The organism is Nocardiopsis sp. iso_40 (genome assembly GCF_056173285.1).
This window is the reverse complement of sequence record NZ_CM149666.1, coordinates 1,095,105-1,119,384: the sequence shown is the minus strand read 5'-3', so window position 1 is coordinate 1,119,384 and position 24,280 is coordinate 1,095,105. Positions and strand designations below refer to the sequence as shown.

The 24,280-nt window shown below is 72.0% G+C and carries 21 protein-coding genes; 12 read left to right on the top strand and 9 right to left on the bottom strand.

Going from position 1 to position 24,280, the window contains the following annotated elements; all coding sequences use genetic code 11:
• Positions 1-288 carry a WhiB family transcriptional regulator gene (locus AC0VYD_RS04970; RefSeq protein WP_014908913.1) on the bottom strand — a complete coding sequence of 96 codons (288 nt, stop codon included), beginning with the start codon at positions 286-288 and terminating at the stop codon, positions 1-3.
• A 240-nt stretch (positions 289-528) separates the two neighbouring features.
• Positions 529-1,818 (bottom strand): hypothetical protein, encoded by a 1,290-nt coding sequence (locus AC0VYD_RS04965; RefSeq protein WP_475478794.1) that lies wholly within the window; start codon positions 1,816-1,818, stop codon positions 529-531.
• A gap of 249 nt (positions 1,819-2,067) precedes the next feature.
• On the opposite strand from AC0VYD_RS04965, the gene cofD reads away from it, so the two are divergent.
• The 7 genes from cofD to AC0VYD_RS04930 all read left to right on the top strand — a co-directional run bounded on the left by cofD (position 2,068) and on the right by AC0VYD_RS04930 (position 10,112).
• Positions 2,068-3,057 (top strand): 2-phospho-L-lactate transferase, encoded by a 990-nt coding sequence (gene cofD, locus AC0VYD_RS04960; protein WP_475478793.1) that lies wholly within the window; start codon positions 2,068-2,070, stop codon positions 3,055-3,057.
• The gene (locus AC0VYD_RS04955) at positions 3,054-4,349 is read left to right on the top strand and encodes a coenzyme F420-0:L-glutamate ligase (protein ID WP_475478792.1); all 1,296 of its coding nucleotides are present in this window, start codon (positions 3,054-3,056) and stop codon (positions 4,347-4,349) included. Before cofD ends, AC0VYD_RS04955 begins: the two co-directional genes overlap by 4 nt.
• Positions 4,350-4,765: 416 nt before the next feature.
• Positions 4,766-6,001 (top strand): glycosyl hydrolase family 18 protein, encoded by a 1,236-nt coding sequence (locus AC0VYD_RS04950; protein WP_475478791.1) that lies wholly within the window; start codon positions 4,766-4,768, stop codon positions 5,999-6,001.
• 128 nt (positions 6,002-6,129) lie between these two features.
• Positions 6,130-8,502, top strand: a complete 2,373-nt coding sequence (locus tag AC0VYD_RS04945; protein ID WP_475478790.1) for a chitinase C-terminal domain-containing protein — start codon at positions 6,130-6,132, stop codon at positions 8,500-8,502.
• Between the two features lie 474 nt (positions 8,503-8,976).
• Positions 8,977-9,615 (top strand): RNA polymerase sigma factor, encoded by a 639-nt coding sequence (locus AC0VYD_RS04940; RefSeq protein WP_475478789.1) that lies wholly within the window; start codon positions 8,977-8,979, stop codon positions 9,613-9,615.
• Positions 9,612-9,800, top strand: coding sequence for a hypothetical protein (locus AC0VYD_RS04935; RefSeq protein WP_475478788.1), 189 nt, complete (start codon positions 9,612-9,614; stop codon positions 9,798-9,800). The genes AC0VYD_RS04940 and AC0VYD_RS04935 overlap by 4 nt, the downstream gene beginning before the upstream one ends.
• Positions 9,801-9,896: 96 nt before the next feature.
• Entirely contained in the window at positions 9,897-10,112 is a 216-nt protein-coding gene (locus AC0VYD_RS04930) for a hypothetical protein (RefSeq protein WP_475478787.1), read from the top strand.
• 72 nt (positions 10,113-10,184) lie between these two features.
• On the opposite strand, the gene AC0VYD_RS04925 is transcribed toward AC0VYD_RS04930, so the two are convergent.
• Positions 10,185-12,812 (bottom strand): bifunctional FO biosynthesis protein CofGH, encoded by a 2,628-nt coding sequence (locus AC0VYD_RS04925; RefSeq protein ID WP_475478786.1) that lies wholly within the window; start codon positions 12,810-12,812, stop codon positions 10,185-10,187.
• A gap of 103 nt (positions 12,813-12,915) precedes the next feature.
• Between AC0VYD_RS04925 and AC0VYD_RS04920 the strand changes: the two genes are divergently transcribed.
• Both AC0VYD_RS04920 and AC0VYD_RS04915 read left to right on the top strand, forming a co-directional pair.
• Positions 12,916-13,905, top strand: coding sequence for a lysylphosphatidylglycerol synthase domain-containing protein (locus AC0VYD_RS04920; protein ID WP_475478785.1), 990 nt, complete (start codon positions 12,916-12,918; stop codon positions 13,903-13,905).
• A gap of 99 nt (positions 13,906-14,004) precedes the next feature.
• Entirely contained in the window at positions 14,005-14,778 is a 774-nt protein-coding gene (locus AC0VYD_RS04915; protein ID WP_475478784.1) for a hypothetical protein, read from the top strand.
• A gap of 27 nt (positions 14,779-14,805) precedes the next feature.
• Here AC0VYD_RS04915 and AC0VYD_RS04910 read toward each other — a convergent pair whose 3' ends face one another.
• The 3 genes from AC0VYD_RS04910 to AC0VYD_RS04900 are packed head-to-tail and all read right to left on the bottom strand — an operon-like array spanning position 14,806 to position 19,005.
• Positions 14,806-15,966: a glycosyltransferase family 4 protein gene (locus AC0VYD_RS04910; protein ID WP_475478783.1), complete on the bottom strand. Its 1,161-nt coding sequence runs from the start codon at positions 15,964-15,966 to the stop codon at positions 14,806-14,808.
• A complete protein-coding gene (locus AC0VYD_RS04905) occupies positions 15,963-16,898 on the bottom strand; it encodes a glycosyltransferase (RefSeq protein ID WP_473036474.1) in 936 nt (311 codons plus the stop codon). The genes AC0VYD_RS04910 and AC0VYD_RS04905 overlap by 4 nt, the downstream gene beginning before the upstream one ends.
• A gap of 10 nt (positions 16,899-16,908) precedes the next feature.
• Positions 16,909-19,005 (bottom strand): hypothetical protein, encoded by a 2,097-nt coding sequence (locus AC0VYD_RS04900; protein ID WP_475478782.1) that lies wholly within the window; start codon positions 19,003-19,005, stop codon positions 16,909-16,911.
• 154 nt (positions 19,006-19,159) lie between these two features.
• Here AC0VYD_RS04900 and AC0VYD_RS04895 point away from each other — a divergent pair, with 154 nt between their 5' ends.
• Together AC0VYD_RS04895 and AC0VYD_RS04890 are read left to right on the top strand one after the other, a co-directional pair.
• Entirely contained in the window at positions 19,160-19,966 is an 807-nt protein-coding gene (locus AC0VYD_RS04895; protein WP_475478781.1) for a TIGR03089 family protein, read from the top strand.
• Positions 19,967-20,034: 68 nt separating this feature from the next.
• On the top strand, positions 20,035-20,976 hold the full coding sequence (locus AC0VYD_RS04890) for a DUF3592 domain-containing protein (protein WP_475478780.1): 942 nt from the start codon (positions 20,035-20,037) through the stop codon (positions 20,974-20,976).
• Between the two features lie 12 nt (positions 20,977-20,988).
• Here AC0VYD_RS04890 and AC0VYD_RS04885 read toward each other — a convergent pair whose 3' ends face one another.
• From AC0VYD_RS04885 to AC0VYD_RS04875, 3 genes are all read right to left on the bottom strand, one after another.
• Positions 20,989-21,174, bottom strand: a complete 186-nt coding sequence (locus AC0VYD_RS04885) for a hypothetical protein (protein WP_475478779.1) — start codon at positions 21,172-21,174, stop codon at positions 20,989-20,991.
• Between the two features lie 212 nt (positions 21,175-21,386).
• Complete coding sequence (locus AC0VYD_RS04880) at positions 21,387-22,601, bottom strand: amidohydrolase (protein ID WP_475478778.1); 1,215 nt, start codon at positions 22,599-22,601, stop codon at positions 21,387-21,389.
• Between the two features lie 181 nt (positions 22,602-22,782).
• Positions 22,783-23,601 (bottom strand): helix-turn-helix domain-containing protein, encoded by an 819-nt coding sequence (locus AC0VYD_RS04875; RefSeq protein ID WP_475478777.1) that lies wholly within the window; start codon positions 23,599-23,601, stop codon positions 22,783-22,785.
• Between the two features lie 203 nt (positions 23,602-23,804).
• On the opposite strand from AC0VYD_RS04875, the gene AC0VYD_RS04870 reads away from it, so the two are divergent.
• The gene (locus tag AC0VYD_RS04870) at positions 23,805-24,269 is read left to right on the top strand and encodes a PLD nuclease N-terminal domain-containing protein (protein WP_475478776.1); all 465 of its coding nucleotides are present in this window, start codon (positions 23,805-23,807) and stop codon (positions 24,267-24,269) included.
• Positions 24,270-24,280 lie beyond the last annotated feature (11 nt).

The following is a 24,280-nucleotide window of genomic DNA, read 5'->3' as shown; positions in this document are numbered from 1 at the left end:
CTACAGCATGTCCGCCAGGAAATCGAAATCTCCCCCGGCGGCCTTCTTCAGCCTTCGGCGCTCGCGCTCGGAGAGTCCCCCCCAGATGCCGAAGCGCTCGTCGTGCTCCAGCGCGTATTCCAGGCACTCCGCACGGACCTCGCACGACTGGCAGACCTTCTTGGCCTCCCGGGTCGAGCCGCCCTTCTCGGGGAAGAACGCCTCCGGGTCCGTCTGCGCGCACAGGGCACGTTCCTGCCAGCCCAGATCTTCGTCCGAGCCGTGCGCCAGCGGGATGACCTCGCTCATGCGCACCTCCTGTAGCCCCCCGATAGATGTCCCCGACCCTTTTCGTCCCCCGGGTCGGGTGGAAATCCCACATTGGAATTACACGCGTGCGCCTCACTGTGAGTCAAGCGCCCTGCGTGGTAATCCACTGAATATCATGTAACGAACCGTGAACGGCAGGCCCGCGATGTCCGTTCTGTGGATTACCACGCAATTCACGTACCTTCCCAAGGTGCGGAGAGCGCGGTGGCCCGAGCCGGTTCAGCGCTGGCCGTCGCTGCCGTACCAGTTCTGCTGGTTGTCGGTACCGCCCTGTCCCTGCTGGTCAGAGCCGTAGCCGGGGCCGGAACCGTACTGGCTTCCGTACGTCCCACCACTCTGGTCGGACGACTCACCACCAGTGTTCTCACCGGAGTTAAAGAATGGTTCAACTCCGGGCTCGGCGGGTGCGTCCTGGCCCTGCTGGGCCTGGTCCTGGTACCAACCGTGCTGGATGGCGTCCTGGGCCTGCTGGTCGGCCCCGGCCTGCGGCGCGTACTGGGACGGGTCGTAGGCCTGGCCGTACTCGTTGACCTGCTGCGCGGCCGCGTCCTGGCCGTACTGCGGCTGCACCTGGCCGTAGGCGTCCTGGCCGTAGGCCTGCTGGGCGCCGGTGCCGTAGGCGGCCTGCTGCGCGCCCGTGCCGTAGGCCTGCGCCTGCTGCGCCGGGTCGTAACCGTAGGCCTGCTGGGCGGCCGCGTCCTGCCCGTAGGCCTGCTGGGCGCCGGTGCCGTAGGCGGCCTGCTGCGCGCCGGTCCCGTAGGCCTGCGCCTGCTGCGCCGGGTCGTAACCATAGGCCTGCTGGGCACCGGTGCCGTAGGCCTGCGCCTGCTGCGCCTGCTGGGCGGCGTCGTAGCCGTAGGCCTGCTGCGCGGCCGCGTCCTGCCCGTACTGCGGCTGCGCCTGGCCGTAGGCGTCCTGACCGTAGGCGGCCTGCTGCTGGGCGTCGTAGCCGTAGGCCTGCTGGGCGGGGTCCGCCGCAGGATAGCCGGGCTGGGCGAACGACTGCTGGGCACCGGTCGCGGGCGGGAACGGCTGCTGGTTGTACATCTGCTGCTGCGGCTGCGCCCGCGGGACCACGGTGGGGTCGTTGAAGATCTTGATCAGGTAGAACCCGAAGAAACCGAGCACCGCGCCCTGGGCGGCGGTGGAGAGGAAGCCGGCGAAGGCCAAGCCGCCGTCGTTCACGTCCACGAAACCGCTGATCGCGCTGATGAGGCAGAACAGCAACCCGATACCGACCATGATCATCGAGGTCAGGACCACGGGGAAGGCCGAGGCCCTGGCCCGCTCGCTGGTGAGCACCAGGGCGACCGCGCCGATGATCAGGAGCGTGGTGGTGGTTCCGTAGAAACTGCCGCCGCTACTGGTCATCGCCAGGGGAAAGCTCGAGTACTGGTCGTTGGACCGGATGATCATCGAGATGAGTCCGGCGAGCATCTGGACGCCCACGGCGCCCAGCAGGACCCAGGCCCCGGGCAGGCGCAGGCGTTCTAGTGTTTCGTTGTTCAAGAGAGGTTCCCCTCTGCTGCTTCGCCGTCGCGTCGGAGGAAGCTTGGCATATCGTCGGGCTGTCGGGTGAATCGACCCAAGCGCGCCCGGGAAGGAACAACGGGGACACCGAACGCAGGGCCGATGAGATGGGATGGCGACCGCCGCCCGAAGGTTCACGCACCGTCGGTACCGAATCGGTCACGCCGGATCGTATCCACTGCGGGGCAGACGACCCATACACGCCCCCAGCCTGCCAGACTTGGGCGCATGCGGATAGTCGTACCGGCCGGCGGTATCGGCGGCGCACGTTTCCTCCGCGGCCTCAAGGCCGCCCTCGGAACGGACGCGGCCACCGAATCGAACCAGGCCACAGAGAACCAGATCACCGTCATCGGCAACACCGGTGACGACATCACCCTCTTCGGTCTCCGGATCTGTCCCGACCTGGACACCGTGATGTACACCCTCGGCGGCGGGATCAACGAGGAACAGGGCTGGGGCAGGGCCGACGAGAGCTTCACCGTCAAGGAGGAGCTCGCCGCCTACGGGATGAAACCCACCTGGTTCGGGTTGGGCGACCGGGACACCGCCACCCATATCGTCCGAGCGCAGATGATCGCTGCCGGATACCCCCTCTCCGCGATCACCACCGCGCTGTGCGACCGCTGGCAGCCCGGCGTGCGGCTGATGCCGATGACCGACGACCAGGTCGAGACGCACGTGGTCGTCAACGACGGGGACGGCCGCCGGGCCATCCACTTCCAGGAGTGGTGGATCAGACACCGCGCCGCGCTGCCCGCCGAGGAGATCATCAGCCTGGGCGCGGAGAAGGCCAAGCCCGCCCCCGGTGTGATCCGCGCCATCCGCAACGCCGACGCCGTCATCATCCCGCCGTCCAACCCGGTGGTGAGCGTGGGCTCCATCCTCAACATCGAGGGCATCCGGGAAGCCATGGTCGACAAGACGGTGGTGGGCGTCTCACCGATCATCGGAGACGCCCCCGTGCGCGGGATGGCGGACGCCTGCCTGGACGCGATCGGTGTGCGGACCAGCGCCGGCGCGGTCGCCGAACACCTCGGCTCGGACCTGCTGGACGGCTGGCTGGTCGACGAGGCCGACGCCGGCACCGAGGTGGACGGGATCGAGGTGCGCTCGCGTCCGCTGTACATGAGCGGCCCCGAGGCCACCGAGGCACTCGCCCGGGCCGCCGTGGACCTGGCCGTGGAGTTGTCCGAGCACCGGACCGGCCAGCGGTGAGCGCCGGGGTGCGGGTACGCGGACTCGCCGGGATGCCCGAGGTGGGCCCGGGTGACGACATCGCCGCGCTGATCGCCGACGCCGTGGCCGCCTCGGGTGAGCCGCTGCTCGACGGCGACGTCCTGGTCGTCACCTCCAAGATCGTCAGCAAGGCCGAGGGGCGCTCCGTGCGCGGGGACCGCGACGAGGCCGTCGACGCCGAGACCGAGCGCGTGGTCGCGCGGATGGGCCGGACCCGGATCGTGCAGACCCGCCAGGGGCTGGTCATGGCCGCGGCGGGGGTGGACGCCTCCAACGTCGAGCAGGGCACCGTGCTCCTGCTGCCGGAGGACTCCGACGCCTCGGCCCGCGGTCTGCGCGCGGGCCTGCGGGCGCGCCTGGGCGTGCGCGTGGGGGTGATCGTCTCGGACACGTTCGGCCGTCCGTGGCGGGTGGGCCAGACCGACGTGGCCATCGGTGCGGCCGGGTTGCGCGCCGTGCAGGACCTGCGCGGCACCGTCGACACCCACGGCAACCTGATGGAGGCGACGGTCAACGCTGTCGCCGACGAGATCGCGGGCGCGGGGGAGCTGGTCAAGGGCAAGACCTCGGGTGTTCCGGTCGCGGTGGTCTCGGGCCTGGGCGACCTGGTCACCGAGGAGGACGGCCCCGGCGCCGCGGAGCTGGTGCGCCCGGCCGACGCCGACATGTTCCGGTACGGGTCGCGGGACGTGGTCCCGGCCCGACGGACCGTGCGTTCCTTCACCGACCGGCCGGTCAACCCGGCCCTGGTGCGCCGGGCGGTGGCCACCGCCGTGACCGCGCCCGCCCCGCACCACACCACGCCGTGGCGGTTCGTGCTGGTGGAGTCGGCGGACACGCGTAAGCGGCTGCTCGACTCGATGCTCCAGGCCTGGGTGGCCGACCTGCGCGGCGACGGCTTCACCGAGGAGCAGATCGCCAGGCGGACCAGGCGCGGCGACGTCCTGCGCGGCGCGCCCTACCTGGTGGTCCCGTTCCTGGTCGCCGACGGCGCACACCCCTACCCGGACGAGCGCCGGGCCGGGGCCGAGCAGTCGATGTTCCTGGTGGCCATGGGCGCCGGGGTGCAGAGCCTGTTGGTGGGCCTGGCCATGGAGGGCCTGGGATCGGCGTGGATCTCCTCCACGATGTTCTGCGCGGACGTGGTGCGCGAGGTGCTGGACGTGCCCGACGACTGGCGTCCGATGGGCGCGGTGGCAGTGGGTTACGCGGCCGAGGCGCCCAGGGACCGGCCGCCGCGCGACCCGGACGACTTCGTCGAGGTCCGCTGACCGGGAGCGTGTGCTGACGGCGGGCGTGCGCTGACGGGAACCGCGCCGACCGCCCGGCCCCGTGCGGCGCCCCCCTGCCTGGTGCCCCGACGCACCGTGCCCCCGTCCCGGTGCGCCGGGGCGGGGGCACGGTCGCGGGAGCGGACCGCGAACGCCCGTGCGGGGGCGTTGCGGGCTCCGAACAGAGCAGACCCGGTTGTGGAGCGGGCTCGTGCGGGCTCGGCGGCTCCCGTGTGTGCGGAGTGCGGGGTCACGGGTGGTACCGGGTGCCCAAGAAAACTGCAAACTTTCCTTACCGTTTCCGTTGACGCCCCGCCCCGGCAACTTTAAAGTTTCCTAACAATTAGCCCGGCTCACGACCCGGCTCCCAGAGAGCCACCTCTTCGTCTTCCGCACGACGAAAGGAACACCCCCGCATGCCCACCCCCCGCAAGACCCGGCTGACCCTTCTCGGGGGCCTCGCCGCGGCCGCGACCGCCCTCGTCGCCGCCTGCGGTCAGGCCACGCTCACGGAGATCGAGACCGTGTCCGACACCACCGAGGTCCAGCAGACGGACCAGTGGCTCACCGGTTACTGGCACAACTTCGACAACGGCTCCACGGTGATGCCGCTCTCCGAGATCCCCAGCGAGTACAACCTGGTGGCGGTGGCCTTCGCCGACAACCACCCCGAACTCGACGGCGGCATCACCTTCAACCTGGCCAGCAGCGAGCTGAACGGCTACACCGAGGAGCAGTTCCGCGAGGACATCGCGGGTATCCAGGCCGAGGGCCGCAAGGTGATCATCTCCGTCGGCGGCGAACTCGGACACGTCGACGTCACCAACCCCACCCAGGCCCGGAACTTCGCGGACACCACACGCCAGCTCATGCAGGACTACGGGTTCGACGGCGTGGACATCGACCTGGAGCACGGCATCAACGCCGAGCACATGTCCAACGCCCTGCACGACCTCAGCGGCCAGGTCGGTGACGACCTGATCATCACGATGGCCCCGCAGACCATCGACTTCCAGAGCACCAGCGCCGGCTACTACCAGCTGGCCGGGAACATCTCCGACATCCTCACCATCGTGAACATGCAGTACTACAACTCCGGCTCCATGCTGGGGTGTGACAACGGCGTCTACCACCAGGGCACCAGCGACTTCGTCGCCGCCCAGGCCTGCATCCAGCTGGAGATGGGCCTGGACCCGAGCCAGGTCGGACTGGGGCTGCCCGCGGTCCCCTCCGCGGCGGGCGGCGGGCACATGCCCCCGAGCGACATCATCGCGGCCCTGGACTGCCTGGAAGCCGGCACCAACTGCGGCTCCTTCTCCCCCGCCACCCCGTACGGCCCGATCGGCGGCGTGATGACCTGGTCGATCAACTGGGACGCCACCAACGGCTACGACTTCGCCGACACCATCTCCGCCCGGCTGGGCAGCGGCCCCGGCGACCCCGGCCCGGACCCCACGCCCACCCCCTCCCCGACCGACGAGCCGACCGACCCCGGCTGCGACGCCCCCGCCTGGAGCTCCGGCAGCGTGTACACGCAGGGCGACTCGGTCTCCCACGGCGGTTCGGTCTACACCGCCCGCTGGTGGACCCGGGGCGAGGAGCCCGGCACCACCGGCGAGTGGGGCGTCTGGGACCGCGTCGGCACCTGCTGACCTCCTCCCCCCGATGAGCGGTCCGGGGCCACTCCCTCCCCGGGCCGCTCCCCTGCCTCACCCGTTTCCCCCGCCCGACCACCTCCCGTCCGTCCTGTCTGCCTTCTCCTCCCCCGAAGGAACCCCCGATGACAGCCACACCCTCCCCCCGCTGGGCGCGCGCCCTGGGCGCCGCTGCCGCGGGCCTGGGCGTCACAGCGAGCCTGCTGTTCGCCACGCCTCCCGCCGCCGCCCTCCCCGCACCGGTCCCGAGCGAGCCCGCTCCGGCCTCGTCGGCTCCGAGCGAGCCCGCCCCGGCCTCCGCCGGGCAGGACTGCCGCCCCGACGGGCTCCACCAGACCCCCGGGCTGGACGTCCCCTACTGCGACGTCTACGACGCCGAGGGGCGTGAGCTCCTGCCCAACGGCCTCGACCGCAGAGTGATCGGCTACTTCACCAGCTGGCGCAACGGCGCCAACGGGCAGCCCGCCTACCTGGCCGACGACATCCCCTGGGACAAGATCTCCCACATCAACTACGCGTTCGGACACGTCGACGAGAACAACCGCCTGTCCGTCGGCCCCGACACCCCCGACAACCCCGCCACCGGGATGACCTGGGACCGGCCCGGTCTGGAGCCCGACCCCGAGTTCGGCTACGACGGCCACTTCAACCTGCTGAACAAGTTCAAGAAGGAGAACCCGGGGGTGAAGACCCTGGTCGCCGTCGGCGGCTGGGCCGAGACCGGCGGGTTCTTCGGTCCCGACGGCGAGCGGGTGGACAGCGGCGGCTTCTACTCGACGACCACCACCGAGACCGGGGTCAACCACGCCGGGATCGAGACCTTCGCCGACTCCGCAGTGGAGTTCGTTCGCGAGTACGGGTTCGACGGCCTCGACATCGACTACGAGTACGCGACCTCGATGCAGGGCGCGGGCAGCCCGGACGACTACTGGATCTCCGACGCCCGGCGCGACCTGCTCTGGGAGGGCTACGAGGAACTGATGCGCGTCCTGCGCGAGAAGCTCGACGAGGCCTCCGCCCAGGACGGCACCTACTACCAGCTGACCGTCGCGGCGCCCTCCTCCGGCTGGCTGCTGCGCGGCCAGGAGGTGCACCAGATCGTCCAGTACCTGGACTTCGTCAACATGATGTCCTACGACCTGCACGGCACCTGGAACCACTTCGTGGGCCACAACGCCGCGCTCTACGACAGCGGCCAGGACCCCGAGCTGAGCGACGTCTACGGCGCCTTCGACGGCATCGGCTACCTGAACGCGGACTGGGCGCACCACTACTTCCGGGGCGCCATGCAGGCGGGCCGGATCAACCTGGGCGTGCCCTTCTACACCCGTGGCTGGCAGGACGTGCAGGGCGGTGAGAACGGCCTGTGGGGCACCGCGGCACTGCCCGACCAGAACCAGTGCCAACCGGGCACCGGTATCAACGTCCCCTGCGGGCACGGCGCCGAGGGCGTCGACAACCTGTGGTACGACAGCGACCCGGTGACCGGCGACGCGATCGGTGCGGGCGTGAACCCGATCTGGCACGTCCTCAACCTGGAGAACGGGGTCGTCGGGGACTACGCGGCCGACTACGGCGTCACCGACGGGCTCGAAGGCACCTACACACGCCACTGGGACGACGTGACCAAGAACGAGTGGTGGTGGAACGCGGACACCCGGACGTTCCTGTCGGGCGACGCCGACCAGGCCATCGGCGCCAAGGCCGACTACGTGGCCGACACCGGCCTGGGCGGCGTGATGATCTGGGAGATGGCGGGCGACTACTCCTACGACTCCGCCAAGGGCCAGTACGAGATGGGCGACACGCTCGTCACCTCGCTGCACCAGACGCTGAGCAACGCGGGCCCCTACGGCGCGCTCAAGGCGGAGACCGCCGCGCCCGCCGAGGTCCTCGACGTCGACGTGGACTTCCACGGGTTCTCCCTCGGAGACAACAACTACCCGATCACCCCGGACGTGACCGTCACGAACAACTCGGCGGGAGAGATCCCCGGCGGCTCGACGATCACGTTCGACTACGGCACCTCCGCCCCGGCCAACATGAGCGACCAGTCCGGCATGGGGCTGACCCACGTGCAGACGGGGCACAGCCGCGGGGACAACGTCGGCGGCCTGGACGGCGACTTCCACCGGGTGGAGCTGACGGTCCCCGGCTGGCAGAGCATCCCGGCCGGAGGTTCGCTGGACTTCACCCTCAGCTACCAGCTCCCGATCTCACAGCCCTCCAACTTCCGCGTCACGGTCGGCTCCAACGAGTACGCGATCACCTACGACCACCCGAGGGAGGGCACACTGGTCGACGCACCCGCGGGCGGTGACGGCGGCGGCGGCGAACCGCCCGCCGACTGCACCGCACCGGCGTGGACCGCCGGGACCTACACCAAGGGCGACACCGTGACGCACAACGGCACGGCGTACAGGGCCCGGTGGTGGACCCAGGGCGAACCCGGCACCACCGGCGAGTGGGGCGCGTGGGAGGTACTCGGCACCTGCTGACCCGCACCGCGGGGCCCCACCCCCGCGGCCGGCGGCCCCTCACCCCGGGCCCATCCCCGACGGGCCGCGCGGTGACGAGGGGCGGGACGCCATCACTGGCGCCCCGCCCCTCCTCGCATGCCCGGGCGAAGTGCATGTGATGCAGAACACATAAGTCCCGCGTCTCCTTTCGGGGCCCCCGGCACCACTGTCCCGTAGCGGAGGGATGGGTGTCCGACCCGACCTCGTGACGAAGGGGGTACGCATGCTGTGCAGCCGCGCGATCCATGCGGGCGGAAAACTCTGACACCGGGCAGGACAAGCAGCACTGGTGGAGCTGGCGCTCCTCTGCTCGGTGTGGGAGTTCATGGCTGGTTTTTCGGGCCCCTCATGCCCTGATCAGGGCGAACGACCCGTGAGACCACGCCGGAACCGGATGCCAGTGGACACGAGGACCTTCCTTGTGCCCCGGGACAGAGGAGAGCAGCCACCCCTATGGATCGTGACACCGCACAGCGGGACCACACCGTCTCCGACACGCACCACACCCTGGAAGAACTCGTCGAGACCGCGGCCCTGTTGGCCCGCGAATTCACCGGACGCATCGGGATGTCCGACGCCGACATCGATGACGCGACCGCTCACGCTGTCAACGAGGCCCGTAGGGCGCTCGCCAAGGGCACCGTGATCAAGCACCCGCGTGCCTGGATGCGGACCGTCGCCGAACGCTTCCACGCCAGGCAGGTCGAGAAGCGCGAGATGGAGTCGCTCACCGACGACGTCGACCGCTCCTCGGTACTCGCACACGACCCCCGCCAACTGCCCGAGGGGATGCTCGACCTCAGGGAGGGCACCAGGCTCGCCCTGGCCCTGCTGGCGGAGCTGCCTCCGCTCCAGCGCGAAGCGATGACGATGCACGCCCTGGGCGGTCTGCGGGTCGTGGACGTGGCCCAGCGGCTGGGCGTCCCCGCCCGCACCGCACAGAAGCGTGTCGACCGTGCCCGTGCAAAGCTGCTCGCCATGGGCCGGGAGCGACTGAGTGTCGCCCTGGGTCTGAACGACGAGATCCCGCACGCGAACACCGACCGCAGGACCCACCAGAGCAGGACCCGCCGGGAAGGAGGCAGGCCATGAACGACGACGCAACGCGGTTCGCTCAGGCCCCCGCGCTCGACCGTCTGTTCAACGAGGCCGCCGACGACCTGGAGCTGGCGTGGAAGCGCCGCCTGGTCGCCCGGCTGATGAGGGACGCCGACACCGTGGACGAGGAACTGTTCGCGCTGGCGCACACCGTGGACAGCCAGGAAAACGCTTCGTAGCACCCGACCGACCCAGCACGGGAGGCCGGTCTCGAACGGGACCGGCCCCCGCTGCCCTGTCCTGCCCTGGAAGACGACACCGGAGGTAACACCGCCTTGGCCAGGAGTCAGAAGTCACCCTCAGCCGAGACCGACAGCCAGAGCGCCCATGTCAGCGTGAAGGTCGCCCTCCTCGCCCTCATCGCCCTGCTCTGCGGCACGGCCACCGTTCTGCTCAGTCTGAGCGCGGCCGTTCCTCCCGGGCTCGCCCTGATCGCGGGTGCGGGAGCGGCGGCCGGAGCGTGGAAGTTCGGTGACGGCGTCATTTGCTGACCGACGGGCCGCGCGGTGACGAGGGGCGGGACGCCATCACTGGCGCCCCGCCCCTCGTTTGCTGTTCCGGGGTCAGACCACGGGCAGGCCGGGGCGCAGGATGCTCGGGGCCACGCCGTCGCTGGCCTCCGCGACGCGCTGCCGCTCCTCGGAGACCGGACCGTAGGTCGTGGTGCGCTGGCGCACCGGACGGCCCGTGGGTTCGACGAGCGCCCTGATGTCGCTGATCGTCTTGAACGAACCCTGACCGGAGCCGGCCATCCGGCTGATGGTCTCCTCCATCAGCGTGCCCCCGACATCGTTGACGCCGCCGTTGAGGAGCTGGCGGAAGGTGCCCTCGTTGAGCTTCACCCAGGAGCCCTGGATGTTGTCGATGTGTCCGTGCAGGAGCAGGCGGGCCAGGGCGTGCACCGCACGGTTCTCGCGTACGGTCGGTCCCGTGCGGGCCAGCCCGGCGAGGTAGATCGGCGCGTTGGTGTGCACGAACGGCAACAGCACGAACTCGGTGAAACCGCGCCTGCCGTTGCGTTCCACCGCCCTCTCCTGGAGCGAGCGCAGCAGCTTGATGTGCGCCACCCAGTGGTGCGGTGAGTCCACGTGTCCGTACATCATCGTGGACGTGGTGGGGATGCCCAGGTCGTGCGCGGTCGTGACGACGTCGATCCACTCGCTGGTGGGCAGTTTGCCCTTGGTGAGGATCCACCGGACCTCGTCGTCGAGGATCTCCGCGGCCGTCCCCGGGATCGAGCCGAGTCCGGCGTCGCGGGCACGGGTCAGCCACTCGCGGACCGGCAGGTTGGTGCGGGCCGCGCCGTTCACCACCTCCATCGGGCTGAACGCGTGGACGTGCATGTCCGGAACCCGCTCGCGGACGGCGGCGGCGATGTCGAAGTACGCGGTGCCGGGCAGGTCCGGGTGGATGCCGCCCTGCATGCACACCTCGGTGGCCCCCGCCTTCCAGGCCTCCTCCGCCCGGTCGGCGACCTGGTCCAGGGAGAGGGTGTAGGCGTCGGCGTCGGTGCGGCGCTGCGCGAAGGCGCAGAACCGGCAGCCGGTGTAGCAGACGTTGGTGAAGTTGATGTTCCTGGTCACGACGTAGGTGACGTCGTCGCCGACGGCGTCCCGGCGGAGCCGGTCGGCCAGTCCGGTGAGGGCCTCCAGGGCGTCGCCTTCGGCGTGCAGCAGCGCCAGCGCCTCGGAGTCGCTCAGCCCCGCCGGGTCGCGTTCGGCACTGCGCAGCGCGGCGGAGATCTCGGGGTCCAGGCGCCTGGGCTCGGCGCCCCTGCGGTCCACCCCCGGGGTGAGTTCGTCCCAGTCCCCGTAGACCGCGTCGAAGTCGCCGCGCCGGTCCGAGGTGCGCCCCTCGGCGTCGATCCCGGTGTGCAGGTCGGTGCGGCCGGAGGAGACCAGGACCGCCTCGGGCTCCTGCCAGGGGCGCCCCACCAGCGGGGCGTCCTCCCGGGCCAGGCCGGTCTCCGGGTCCACGAGCGCCTCGATGTGCGCGCTCAGGCGCGGGTCGACCCAGGGTTCGCCCGCCCGGATGTACTCCGGGTAGACGGTGAGGCGTTCGCGCAGCCTGAACCCCTGGGCGGCGGTCCGGGCGGCGAGGTCGTCGATCTGGGGCCAGGGGCGTTCGGGGTTGACGTGGTCCGCGGTGAGCGGGGACACCCCGCCCCAGTCGTCGATGCCCGCACGGACCATCAGCTCGTACTCGTCGACGCCGCCCCGCTCGGCCGCGATGAGGTTGGGCGGTGCCTGGATGTGCGCCTTGGACCCCATGACCAGGCGTGTCACGGCGATGGTCGCGGCCATCATGTCGCGTTCCGCGTCGGGGCGGTGCATCATCGCGGTGTCCGGCTTGGCCCGGAAGTTCTGCACGATGACCTCCTGGATGCCGCCGTAGCGGCGGGAGACCCCGCGCATCGCGAAGATCGACTCGGCCCGGTCCCTGACCGTCTCACCGATCCCGAGCAGGATGCCCGTGGTGAAGGGGACGCTGGAGCGCCCGGCGTCCTCCATCGCCCGCAGCCGTACGGCGGGGTCCTTGTCGGGGCTGCCGTAGTGGGGCTGGCCCTTCTCCTCGAACAGGCGCCTGGAGGTGGTCTCCAGCATCATGCCCATGGACGGGGCCACCGGCTTGAGGCGTTGCAGGTCCGACCAGGTCAGCACCCCGGGGTTGAGGTGCGGCAGCAGCCCGGTCTCCTCCAGGACCATGATCGCCATGGCGCGGACGTAGGACAGGGTGTCGTCGTAGCCGCGCGAGTTCAGCCATTCGGCGGCCTGCTTCCACCGGTCCTCGGGCCGGTCCCCCAGGGTGATGAGGACCTCCTTGCAGCCCGTCTCCGCTCCCCTGCGGGCGATGTCCAGGACCTCGTCCGGGGACAGGAAGGGGGCGTCCAGGCGGCCGGGGACGGTCGCGAACGTGCAGTAGTGGCAGCGGTCGCGGCACAGGCGGGTCAACGGCACGAAGACCTTGCGGCTGTAGGTGATGACGTCGGGGCGCCCGGCCGCTTCCAGGCCCGCGTCCCGGACCCTCCCCGCGTGTTCCAGGAGCTGGTCGAGGGCCTCGCCGCGGGCGTGCAGGAGTACCTCGGCCTCGGTGACGTCGAGGGTCTTGCCGTCCCGGGCTCGGGCCAGCGCCCTGCGCATCGCCGAGGCCGTGGGTGTGGGGATTGGGGCAGGGTCGTTCGCACCACTCATAACGGCCCACCCTACGCTCCTGGTACTTCCCGGTCTCGGCCGCCACCCTTCCTGGGCGCCCCGGAGAAGGGAGCACGCCCTCGCACCGCACTAGGGTGGCGGGGTGCTGACTCGGCTCCGACGCAACATGTGGGTGCGCCTGTCCCTGCTCGCGCTGGTGTGCGCGTGCGCGGGCGCGGCCCTGTACGCCAACTGGACGCAGGCCCGCGACGCCGTGTCCGGGCTCCCGCTGTGGGTGCTGCCCGCCGCCGCCCTGGCCGGGATGGCGGGGCTGGCCGCGCAGATGCTGGCGTGGCGGTCGCTGCTCGCCGGCCTGGGTTCCGCGCTGCCGCGCACGGCGGCCGCCCGGGTGATGTTCGTCGGGCAGCTCGGCAAGTACCTGCCCGGTTCGGTGTGGGCGTTCGTGGCCCAGGTGGAGCTGGCCCGGGACTGGCGGGTGCCGCGCTCGCGCGGGGCGGCCGCGACCCTGTTGGCGATCGCGGTGACGGTGGCGGTGAGCCTGGCGGTGGCCGCCGTGGCGCTGCCCCTGTCCTCGGCGGAGGCCGCCCGCCGCTGGTGGTGGGCGCTGGCCGCCGCTCCGCTGCTGCTGGCCTGCCTGCACCCGCGTGTGCTGGGCTGGGGTGTGCGGTCGGCGGCGCGCCCCTTCTCCCGGTTCCGGGAGGTGGCCGAGGCGGGGCCGCTGAGGGTCGAGGGGGGTTCGGTCGCCGCGTCCGTGGGCTGGACCCTGGTGGCCTGGGCGCCCCTGGGGCTGCACGTGTGGTTGCTGACCTGGGCGGTGGGCGGCGACGCGCTGCGCTCGGTCGGCCCGGCGGTGGGCGCCTACGCGCTGGCCTGGATCCTGGGACTGCTGGTGGTGTTCGCCCCCGCCGGACTGGGCGTGCGCGAGGCGGTGCTGGTGGTGGCGTTGGCCCCGGTGGTGGACGCGGGTGCGGCGTTGGTCGTGGCGGTGCTCTCACGGCTGGTGATGACGGTGGCGGACGTGGGGTGGGCCGGGTTGGCGGTGCTGCTGACCAGGGCTCCGGGCCCCGGCGGGGAGGACGGGCCGGAGCCCGCTGACGGCACGGCGTCCGATCCGGCGACCGGCCCCGCCTGAACGCGGTCCCCCTCGGGCCCGGGCCCCTTCGGAGCATGTCCGCGGAAAACAGGAAAGAAACCTTTCATTTATGGTCGGCGCGGCCTATGCTCATGCCGTATGAACCGGGCCCCCCGCTCCCCACGTGTCCTGTCCGCCCTCGCCCTGTCGCTGGCCCCGGTAGCGGCCCTGCTCGGCGCCGCCACTCCGGCGACCGCCACCGGCCCGACGCCCGAAGGCCCCTCGCACGCCCACGTCCAACCCGCCGAGGTCGAGTGCGACCGGGGCGCGGGCACCGTCACCGTGGTCGGGCAGGTCTTCCCCGTCCTGAGCCGGTCCGCCGAGGGACGGTCGGAGCTCTCCCTGGACCTGGCGGCCGAACTCGCCCGGGACACCGAGGTCGCAGAGGACGCTGGGACCGCCGGTGGCGCCGAGGCGGTGACCGAACTCGAACTCGCCCTGGCACCGCACGCACGTCCCCTCCCCGGGGTCACCCCCGAGGAGATGACCGAGGCAGCCGATCGTGCCGGGCCGCTGACCGCCACCCTCTCCGGTGCCGACGGCCGGCTCCTGTCCGGGGACGGTTCGCCCGCACTGGCCTGGCAGGACTGGGAACCCCCGGTGGGCTTCTACGAGGTCCGCGTCGCCACCGAGACCTTCTCCCTGCCCGGCTTCGGCGACTGCGCGGTGGTCGGCGGCGGCCCGCTCGCCAGCGTCCAGGTCGGCACCGAGGAGGAGCAGGACCAGCAGCGCGAGGCCGGAGCGGACGAGGCCACCGACCCCTCCGGCTGGCGGGGCCACCTGCCCTGGGCCGTCCTGGCCATGGGCGTGCTCGGCGCGCTCTGCCTGCTGGTGCCTGCCGTCCTGCACCTGAGGGGCAGGGCCGCGCGGTAGGCCCTGCGCCCCGGGCCGGAGACCGGCTCAGGCCCCGAGGAGCCGGTCGGCGTAGGCCCGCCAGTACGGTTCGGCGTCGACCGGGCGGACCCCCGCCCGGAGTCTGGCCGGTTCACCGGGACGGTAGAACCCGGCCAGCGCCCGGGCCAGGTCCGAGACGTCTCCGGGCTCGCAGAGCAGGCCGTCCGACCCGTCCCGGACGTGGTCGGCGAGGGTGCCCGCCCGGGTGGCGATGACCGGGAGCCCGTGTTCGTGGGCCAGCCACACGTTCTGGGTGGCGGTGGCGGAACGGTAGGGCAGCACGAGGGCGTCGGCCCCGGCGAGGAGGCCGGGGAGTTCCTCGGCGGGCACGTAGCCCTCCCGGAACCGGACCCGGTCGGCCAGCCCCAGTTCCCCCGCCAGGGCGGCCAGGTCCGCCGAGCCGCCCCAGAACTCGCCCGCGACGGTGAGGGTGACGTCCTCGGGCGCGCCCTCGCCGAGGGCGCGCAGCAGTACGTCCACACCCTTGTAGGGCCGGACGATCCCGAAGAACAACAGGTGCCGGTGTTCGCCCCGCTGCTCCCCCGGACGCGCTCCCCCGGTCTCGGGCAGGTGCGGGGGCATCTCCGCGACCACGGGGGCCGGTCGCCCTGGCACGAGGAGCCCCTCGGCGAGGCGGCCCTGCTCGGACGAGTGGGTGAGGACCCCGTCGACCCGGCGCAGCAGCGCCCGGACCAGGGAGACGTCGATCGCGCGGCGCTCGTGCGGCAGGACGTTGTGGCACAGCGCCACCACCCTGGGACCGGTACCGGTCCGGCTCCGGGACCTGATCCCGGCGAGGAGGCCCAGGTAGGCGGGCACCTGCACCGGCGAGAACAGGGTCAGCACCACCAGGTCGGCGTCCCGGGCCAGCCGCCGCCCGGTCCGCCACCAGCCGTCCGGGCGGTACCAGGCCAGGTCGTGCCGGGTGTCGGGGAACGGCTCCCCCTCGGGGTCGGTGATGGTCTGCCGTCCCGGGTACAGCGCCGCCGGGTACTGCGCCCGCCACGACTCGATCCGCACCGCGTGGCCGAGGCCGCGCAGCCGGTGCGCGAGCTCGGTGGTGTGCCGGGCCCCGCCGCCCTTGTAGGGGTGGGCGGGGCCGACGAGGACGATGCTCCGCGCCGCGGGGGCCCCCGGGCCGCCCCCGGTCCGGTCCGGTCCAGTCACGGGTGCTCCCTGGAACGCACGATGAGGTCGGCCAGGAGCGCGATCGCCGCGATGATCAGCCCGGTCATCAGGATCATGACGGTGTTGTTGGGCATGTAGAGCGGGTTGCGGACCTGGTCGTAGACGAACTTGGCCGCGCCGATCCCCAGCAGCCACAGAGCGGGCGGCATCAGGACCTTGAGCGGGTTGAAGTACATGACCATGCGCAACACCTGGAGGATGTACCGGTAGGCGTCGCGCACGAAGTGGAACTTGGACGTGCCCGCGCGCTTGGCGTACTCGATGGGCACGTACTTCACGGGGTGCTGGTTGGAGAGGAACGCCAGCGTGATGGTGGTGACGCAGGAGAAACCGGGCGGCAGCAGGCGCAGGTAGGGGCGGGCGACGTCGCGGCGGAACACGCGCAGGCCCGAGTTGAGGTCGGGGATGCGGGTGTTGGTGAGGCGTTCGGCGATCTTGCGGATCAGCCACTTGGCGGGGACCCGGAGCGCCTTGTGCGTGCCCATCTCCTGGGTGCGGGCGCCCACGACCTGGTCCGTCTCGGGGTCGGCGTCGAGCATGGCGACGAACTCGGGGATGCGCTCGTTGGGGTAGCTCATGTCCGCGTCGGTCCACACCACGTACTCGCCGCGGGCCCGCTGGCTGCCGATCCGCCGCACGGTGCCCGACCCGCCGTTGTGCCCGAAGGCCACCACGCGCATGTGCGGGAAGAGTCCGGCGGCCTCGCGCAGCCGGGTGAGGGTGCCGTCGGTGGAGGCGTCGTCGACCGCGAGAAGCTCGTACCCGTACCCGGAGGCGTCCATCGCCGAGCAGATCCGCTTGATCTCGTCGACGACGTGCTCCTCCTCGTTGTAGCAGGGGAGGACGACGGTGACCCGCACGGGCGGGTCCTGCTCGGGGCCTTCGGGGCGGTTCGGGTCTGCTGGTCTCATCCGGTTCTTCTCAGCTTGTGCTGGTGACTGGGTCTGGGCACGAGGCCGTCGGAGGGCACTCGGGTGCGGGCAGGACGGAGGTCCACACGCTCCCGTTGAAGGTCCAGTGCCCGGTCGGGGGCTCCATGAGGGTACTCGGGTCCATCTCGGCGACCACGTGGAAGTGCCGTTCGGGCTCCACCGAGGGGCCGGTGAGCTCGACCAGCAGGTCCCACTCCGGCGCGGCGAGCACGGCGTCCCGGCCGCGCTCGTGCACGGCGGAGACGACGCGTTCGACCGACTCCGGCGTGGGGTCGTCCAGGGCGGCGGTGGGCACACCGCACACGTTGCGCAGCAGCGGCATGTACCCCCCGGCCATCCCGGAGTCGACCACGATGACCGAGGCGTGCGCCGGCAGCGACTCGCAGAGCCGTTCGGTCTGCGCGACCGTCCCCACGTCCTGCCGGTACCCCATGATCCCCCAGGCGGAGGTCACGGCCGCGGGCACGAGCAGGGACACGGCGGCGCCGGCGGCGAGCACGGACGGCAGCGACCTGGCGAGCGGCCCGCCCCGGGTGTTGTCGACGGCCCTCTCGCAGTAGCGGGTCAACCAGGCCAGGAACCACACCGCGAACAGGATGAACGCGGGGATCACCAGCACGATCAGGCGTCTGCTGGCCCAGGGGTGGTCCGGGGTGATGGCGGGGCGCAGCAGGGTCGTGCCGACCGTCCACACGAGCAGCATGGCGGGCAGGAGCCAGTACGGGTCGCGGCGCAGGGTCAGCCTGCGCAGGACGAGGGCCACACCCAGGGAGGCGAACAGCACGGTGCCCAGCCCCACGTACCAGCCCACCCAGTACAGGCTCATGTCGTAGTAGGTGCGGCTGCCCTCGATCGGCAGGCCCTCGACCCCCTGCACGTAGGCGACCCACTGGTCGGTGAAGTCGCTGCCGTGCCCGTAGTCCGGCCACAGCAGCGGGCGGACCGCGAAACCGGCCATGACCAGCAGCGCGAACAGCGCCATCGCGTCGGGCAGCCAGCGCACCCGTTCGGTGTGCGGAAGCCCGTGCCGCCACAGGGCCGCGGTGAGCACGACGGTGGCGAAGACGACCCCGGCGCTGATCAGCAGGAGCGGGTTCAGCGAGTCCGACAGGTACTCCAGGTAGGGGTAGGAGTAGCCGTACCCCGCGACCAGTCCGTAGGCCAGGCCCACGCAGAGCCCGGCGAGCAGCGGCAGCGCCTGTCCGCGCCGGGCGACCAGCAGGAGCCCGACGAAGCCCACCACCGGCAGGAGGTCGCGGATGGCGTCGATGCGCACCAGCACCCCCAGGCCGAACACCACTCCGGCGACGGCCGCCAGCGTCTGCGGGGACTGCCAGCGGTCGGTGAGGTGGCGGCGCCGGGCCAGGGCGTCGAAGGCGAGGACCAGGCCGCCCAGGAGCAGGACCTGGGCGAGGGGTTCGCTGTAGGTGAACCGGCTGACCCACTGCTGGGGGAGGCAGACCGCCAGGACCAGGGCGGCCAGCGGGGCCCAGCGGGCACCGACGAGGCGGGCGGTGAGCCCGGCGAAGGTGAGGACGCCCAGGGCCCCCAGGACCGGTGCGGTCACGAGCATGCCGTCGAGCCCGCCCAGCCAGTAGCCGGCGGCCAGCACCAGGGGCGCCCCGGCCATGAACTGCGGCCAGATGACGCCGTCGCGCTGGTAGTGGGCGAGGCTCTGGTAGCTGAGCCCCGGGTCGTCGCCAGCGATGAGTTCGCGCTGCTGCGGGATGGGCAGGTAGCCGTTCTCCGCGATCCAGGACGTGTACATCGCGTAGGAGGCCGGGTCGCGCCGGATCACCAGTGCCTCGGCGTGGAAGGCGATCTGGACGGCTGCGAAGGCCACCGTGATGCCCAGGACCGCGATCACCGGCCACCAGGGCACGTCCTCGTCGACCGGCGGGTCCGGGACGAGGCGGGGCAGGAGGGCGCAGGCCGCGACCACGGCGGGGAGCCCCAGGGCGGCTCCGGTCAGCGGGTTGAACTGGCCGAGGATCAGGAGGGGGAAGGCCACGAGCAGCCAGGCCGACAGGGCGATCGCGGGGAGCGCGGTCACACGGGCGAGGCACCGTCCGGGAAGCAGGCGCATGGGGGCAACTCTGGCACTTGTCGGCACGGTACGCACACCGCGCCCCCGTGTCGGGGCCGTTGCGCCGCCGGGGCGGGGCGCTCGGCCGCGAGCTCGGTGGGAGACGTGCCGGGCGACGCGCGGCAGGGCGGACGCCCGCCGAACACGCCCTAACATGGGCGCCATGTCCGACTCTCCCGCGCGGCTCTGGCGCGACCTCGTCTCCACCGATCCCTCCCGGCCGTTCGTGACCTCCTACGACGAACTCGGCGACCGGATCGAGCTGTCCCGGGCCACCCTCGACAACTGGGTGTCCAAGACCTCCAACATGCTCGTGGACGGTTTCGGTACGCAGCCGGGGGACCGGATCGCGCTCGCCCTGCCGCCGCACTGGCAGTCGTTGGCGTGGCTGCTGTCCTGCTGGTCGGTGGGGGCCGCGGCGGTGTTGTCCGAGGACGGGGTCGCCCCGGGCGCCGAGGTCGCGGTGGCCGCCCCGGACCACCTGGAGGACGCCCTGGACAGCGGCGCCGAGGAGGTCGTGGGCACTTCCCTGGACCCGCTGGGCCTGCCGCTGCGCGAGGTTCCGCCCATGGTCACCGACTACACCGTGGAGGTGCGCGGGCACGGCGACCACTTCCCCGCGTACCCGGTGGACCCGGCGGAACCCGCCCTGGAGTCCGCCGGGCGCACCCTCACCGGCTCCGAGGTGGTGGCCGCCGGACGGTCCCTGGCCCGGGAGTGGGAGCTGGACGCGCAGGACCGGCTCGCCGTGGTCGTCGCCCCGGACGCCCCGCTCACCGCCCTGGGCGGGGAGCTGGCGGTGCTCACCGCGGCGGTCGTCGCCGGGGTCCCCCTGGTGCTGACCCCCGCCCCGGCCGAGGACGGCCTCCAGCGGTTCCTGGACCGGATGGGGACGGAACGGGTGAGCGCCCTGTACGGCACCGAACCCGCGGGCGACCTGCCCTTCCGCCGGGTGGGCTGAGCCCGGTCCGGGCGGGCCCGGACGAGGCCGACCCTCTGTACGTGATGTCGGTTTGGTAGAACACCCCGGTGAACGACGACACCCTCATCACGCTGCTCCTGCTCGCGGTCGCCGCGGGCGTGGCCCTCTACACGGGCGGCCGCCGGACCCTCTCCGCCCTCGCACGCCGCCGACGCGACCTGGAACTGACCGGGTCCGGGGTCCGAGCCCACGGGGTGGTCTCCGCCGTCCACCCCATGGACCGCGCCTCGGGCCGGCACTCGGTGGCCGTCCGGGTGCACGACGGCCAGGGGCGCTCCTGGGACACCGCCGACGGCTCGGGGACGGGCGGTTACCTCCTGCGGGAGGGCACCCCGGTCACGGTGCTGTACGCCCCCGGGAACCCCTCGAACGCCCGGGTGGAGCGCGCGGCCTTCCCGGAGCCCTCCATGGGCGACTACCCGCTGTACCGCGACGGGATCCCCGAGCCGCCCACCCTCGTGGCGGCGGTCTCCCCCCTCGCGGGAGGCCTGGTCGTCCTCGGGGCCGCGGCCCTGGCCGTCCTGAACATGAACGGCACGGTGCTGCTTCTCTTCCCGCCCCTCTTCGCGCTGGTGGGCCTGGGCCTGCTGGTGCGCACGGTGTACCGCATGCTCACCGGGAAGGTCGTCCGCCGGGAGCACAGCGCCTCCGCCACCGGCGTGGTCACCGACTGCTGGACCGAGGTCAGGTGGAAGCGCGACGGGAACAGGCGCAGGAAGGTGCGTCTGCACCCGTTCACGGTCCGCTTCCGGGCCGCCGACGGACGCGAGGTCCACCTGCGCCACCCCGTCGCCCGCAGCAACTTCGCGCCCGAGCCCGGGGAGCGCCTGCGCGTCGACTACGACCCCGCCCACCCGCCGCACTACGCCCTGGCCGACCACCCGAACCCGGGCGCCCTGCCGGTCCTGCTGCCGCTCCTCGTGGGCGTGGTGTTCACCCTCGTCGGGTCGGTGCTGACGTTCGTGTTCTGGGTTCTCGCCCCCTTCTGAGGGCCGGTCCGTTCACACCGCCGGGTTCGGGCGGCCCGCCGCGCGCGGGCCGCGGCCCCGTTGGCGCTCCTGCCGGCGCCGTTCCCGCACGGCCTTGCGGACCGCGCGCTCCTCGCGGGCGGCGCGCTCCTCGCGGGCGGCGCGTTCGGCCTCGGCTCGGTAGGCGTCGGCGGCCTGGGCGGCGAGTTCCGGGTGCATGGTGTCCCCTTCGGTGAGTCCGTGTCCGCCGGATTCCCTCTCTCCGGCTGACTTCAGACTCCCGGTAAGGCCCCCGCCGCCACATCGGGAGAGTGCACCGGAAACCGGCGCCGTGCTCCGCCTCAGTGGTGCGGGGCACGGCGCCGGAGGTGTCTGAGGTACCTCAGAGGACACCGGTCGGGACTCCCGGCGCCTCAGACGGCGGGACGGGTTCAGGCTTCCCGGTAGTAGGGGTCGGCGGCCACGCCCTCACGCCTGGCCTCGTCGTAGGTGTACACCTCGCGGCCGCCCACGAACACGCGCTGGGCGCGGCTCATGATGTCGAGCGGGTCGCCGGACCAGACCACGACGTCGGCGTCCATCCCCGGCCTGAGGGCTCCCACCCGGTCGTCCAGCCCCATGATCTCGGCGGGGTTGAGCGTCAGGGCGCGGATCGCGGAGTCGCGGTCCATGCCCTCCTTGACGCACAGGATGGCCTGGTAGACGAGGAACTCGATCGGGATGACCGGGGCGTCGGTGGTGAGGGCGACCTTGACGCCCGCGCGGTCCAGGATGCCGGGGTTGGCGAGGGTTCTGTTGCCGACCTCGACCTTGGACCGGCTGGTCATCAGCGGCCCGGTGATGACCGGGATGCCGCGTTCGGCGATCTCGTCGGCCAGCAGGTGGCCCTCGGTGCAGTGGTTGATGATGAGCCGGTAGCCGAACTCGTCGGCCAGCCGCATCGCGGTGTGCATGTCGTCGGCGCGGTGCACGTGCTGGCACCAGGGCACCTCCCCGTCCAGTACCCGGACGAGGGTCTCCAGGGTGTTGTCGCGGTCGAAGGGCGTGCCCTCCCGCTCGGCGTGGTCCCGCTTGGCCTTGTAGTCCTGGGCCTTGGTGAAGGCGTCGCGGATGACCGCGGCCACACCCTGGCGGGTGGAGGGGAGCGTGTCCTTGTTGCCGTAGACCCGCTTGGGGTTCTCGCCCAGGGCGCTCTTGACGCTGGCGGGCTCCTTGATCAGCCGGTCCTCCACGCTGCGGCCCCACATCTTGACGGCCACGGTGCGGCCGCCGATGGGGTTGCCCGATCCGGGCTTGATCACGGAGCTGGTGACACCGCCGGACAGGGCGTCGGTGAACCCCTGGTCGGCGGGGTTGATGGCGTCGAGCGCCCGCATACGGGCACCGTTGGGGTCGGTCATCTCGTTGGTGTCGTCACCGGCCCAGCCGATGGTCTCCTCGTGGATGCCGACATGTCCGTGGGCCTCGACGAAGCCGGGCAGGACCCACTTGCCCGCGGCGTCCACGATCTCGGCGCCGTCGGGAACGGCGACGTCGGCTGCCGCGCCGACGGCGGCGATCCTGCCGTCGGTGATGAGGACCGTGCCGCCGTCGATGGGGTCTCCGTCGACGGGGACGACGTATCCGGAAGTGATAGCGATATCCATGGCGGGCAACCTAGCCCATGGACGGTCACGTTCCCAAGGCTCTTTCGCAACCGATCATCCCACGACCGGCCGTGCACGCCCCTCGGTGCCCGCGGGGTGCGCCCGGTGCCGTCCACCGGCCGTGCCCGCCGACCCGTTCGCGCGGAACCGGGCGGTGGGCCCGTCCGTGCCCTGCGGCCGGTCAGTCGGCCGGCCAGCGCGCGGTGAGGAGTTCGGACTCGGGGCTCAGGTCGACGCTGACCTCCTCGATGGAGTCGCGCACCATCCGGCAGTGGCCGACGTCCTCGCTGTCCCCGGTGAGTTCGCCGCCCTGGGCGGCGAAGGCGTAGACCATGCTGGGGCGGTCGGCGAACTCCATGATCCGGAAGGCCCCGCCGAGCCCCGGGTGGTTCGGCGTCTTCTCGGGGATGATCCCGAGGTCGACGATGCCCGCCTTGATGAGGTCGGCGAGGAAGTCGCGCTGGCCGTTGAGCACGTCGGCGCCGCCCTGGGGCCGCTGGAGCACGGACTCGTTGAGGACCACGCGCAGGACCGGACCGCCCGGTCCGGTCATCGCCGCCCGGTCGGCCATCTCCCCGTCCACCATGGCCTCGATCTCCGCGGGCTCCAGGTTGGGGTGGCCGGGTTCGAGGACCGCCCGCGAGTACTCGCGGGTGCGCAGGAAGACGGGGACCGTCATCGGCTGGTGCTCCCAAAGGCGGGCGGCGTGCGTGCCGAGTTCGCTCATGTCGCCGAACTCGGTGGGGAACGCCTCCGCCTGGATGGTGATCGCCCAGGCGTCGACCAGCTGGTGTTCGGTGCCCAGGACGGTGTCGACCCGTTCGACCAGGGAGCGGGCCGGTCGGCAGTGCGCGTCCTCGACCTCGCGGAGCTTGTCGTCGGTCACTCCCACGTTCTCGGCGAGCTCGGCGCGCGAGAGGCCCCGGTCGGAGCGGGCACGCAGTACCCGAGCCCCGAAGGGGAGCCACATCGCCGACGGCAACACGGTGTTCACACCCATAACCTCTCCCGTCCTCGCCCGAGGTTTGCGGGCCTGTGGTGACGTACCCTCGGTTCGACGCCCCAGCCCCTCTGTTCGAACCTTCTCCCGCGCCGGGGCGGCTGGTCAAGCGACCGGGCGGGAGCGGCCATCCGTGATAAGTCAGCACAAAGTCGACGATGTCGCCCCTCTCTGTCGAGTGTTTCCCCCGATTGGAAGGTCCGTTGGTCCACCTCGCCCTCCTCCTCGCGCTGATGTCGCTCGCGTTCTGGGTGTACGTGCTGTTCGACGTCATCGGGTCGGACACCGAGCGGATCAGGCTCCTGCCGAAGCCGGTGTGGGCGGTGATCGTCCTCCTGTTGCCCAAACTCGGTGCCGCGCTGTGGTTCCTGCTGGGACGCCCGCCGCGGGAGCCCGCGCTGCCCGGCGGCCCGGTCGGCCCCGCGCCGCCCTTCCCCGAGTACGAGCACCCCGGACGCGCCCGGGCCGCCTCCCCGGAGGAGGACGAGGCCTTCCTGCGGCGCTGCCGCGAACGCGCCGAGGAACAGCGCCGCCGGGCCAGGGAGATGCAGGAACGGCAGGCCCGGGAGGCCGGCGGCGGCCCCGGGGCGGAAACCGGCGACGGCCCGGAGACCGGGGGGCCGCGAGGTCGCGACGGGGACGAGGACCCGGCGGGCCCCGCCTCCTGACCCGGCCGCCG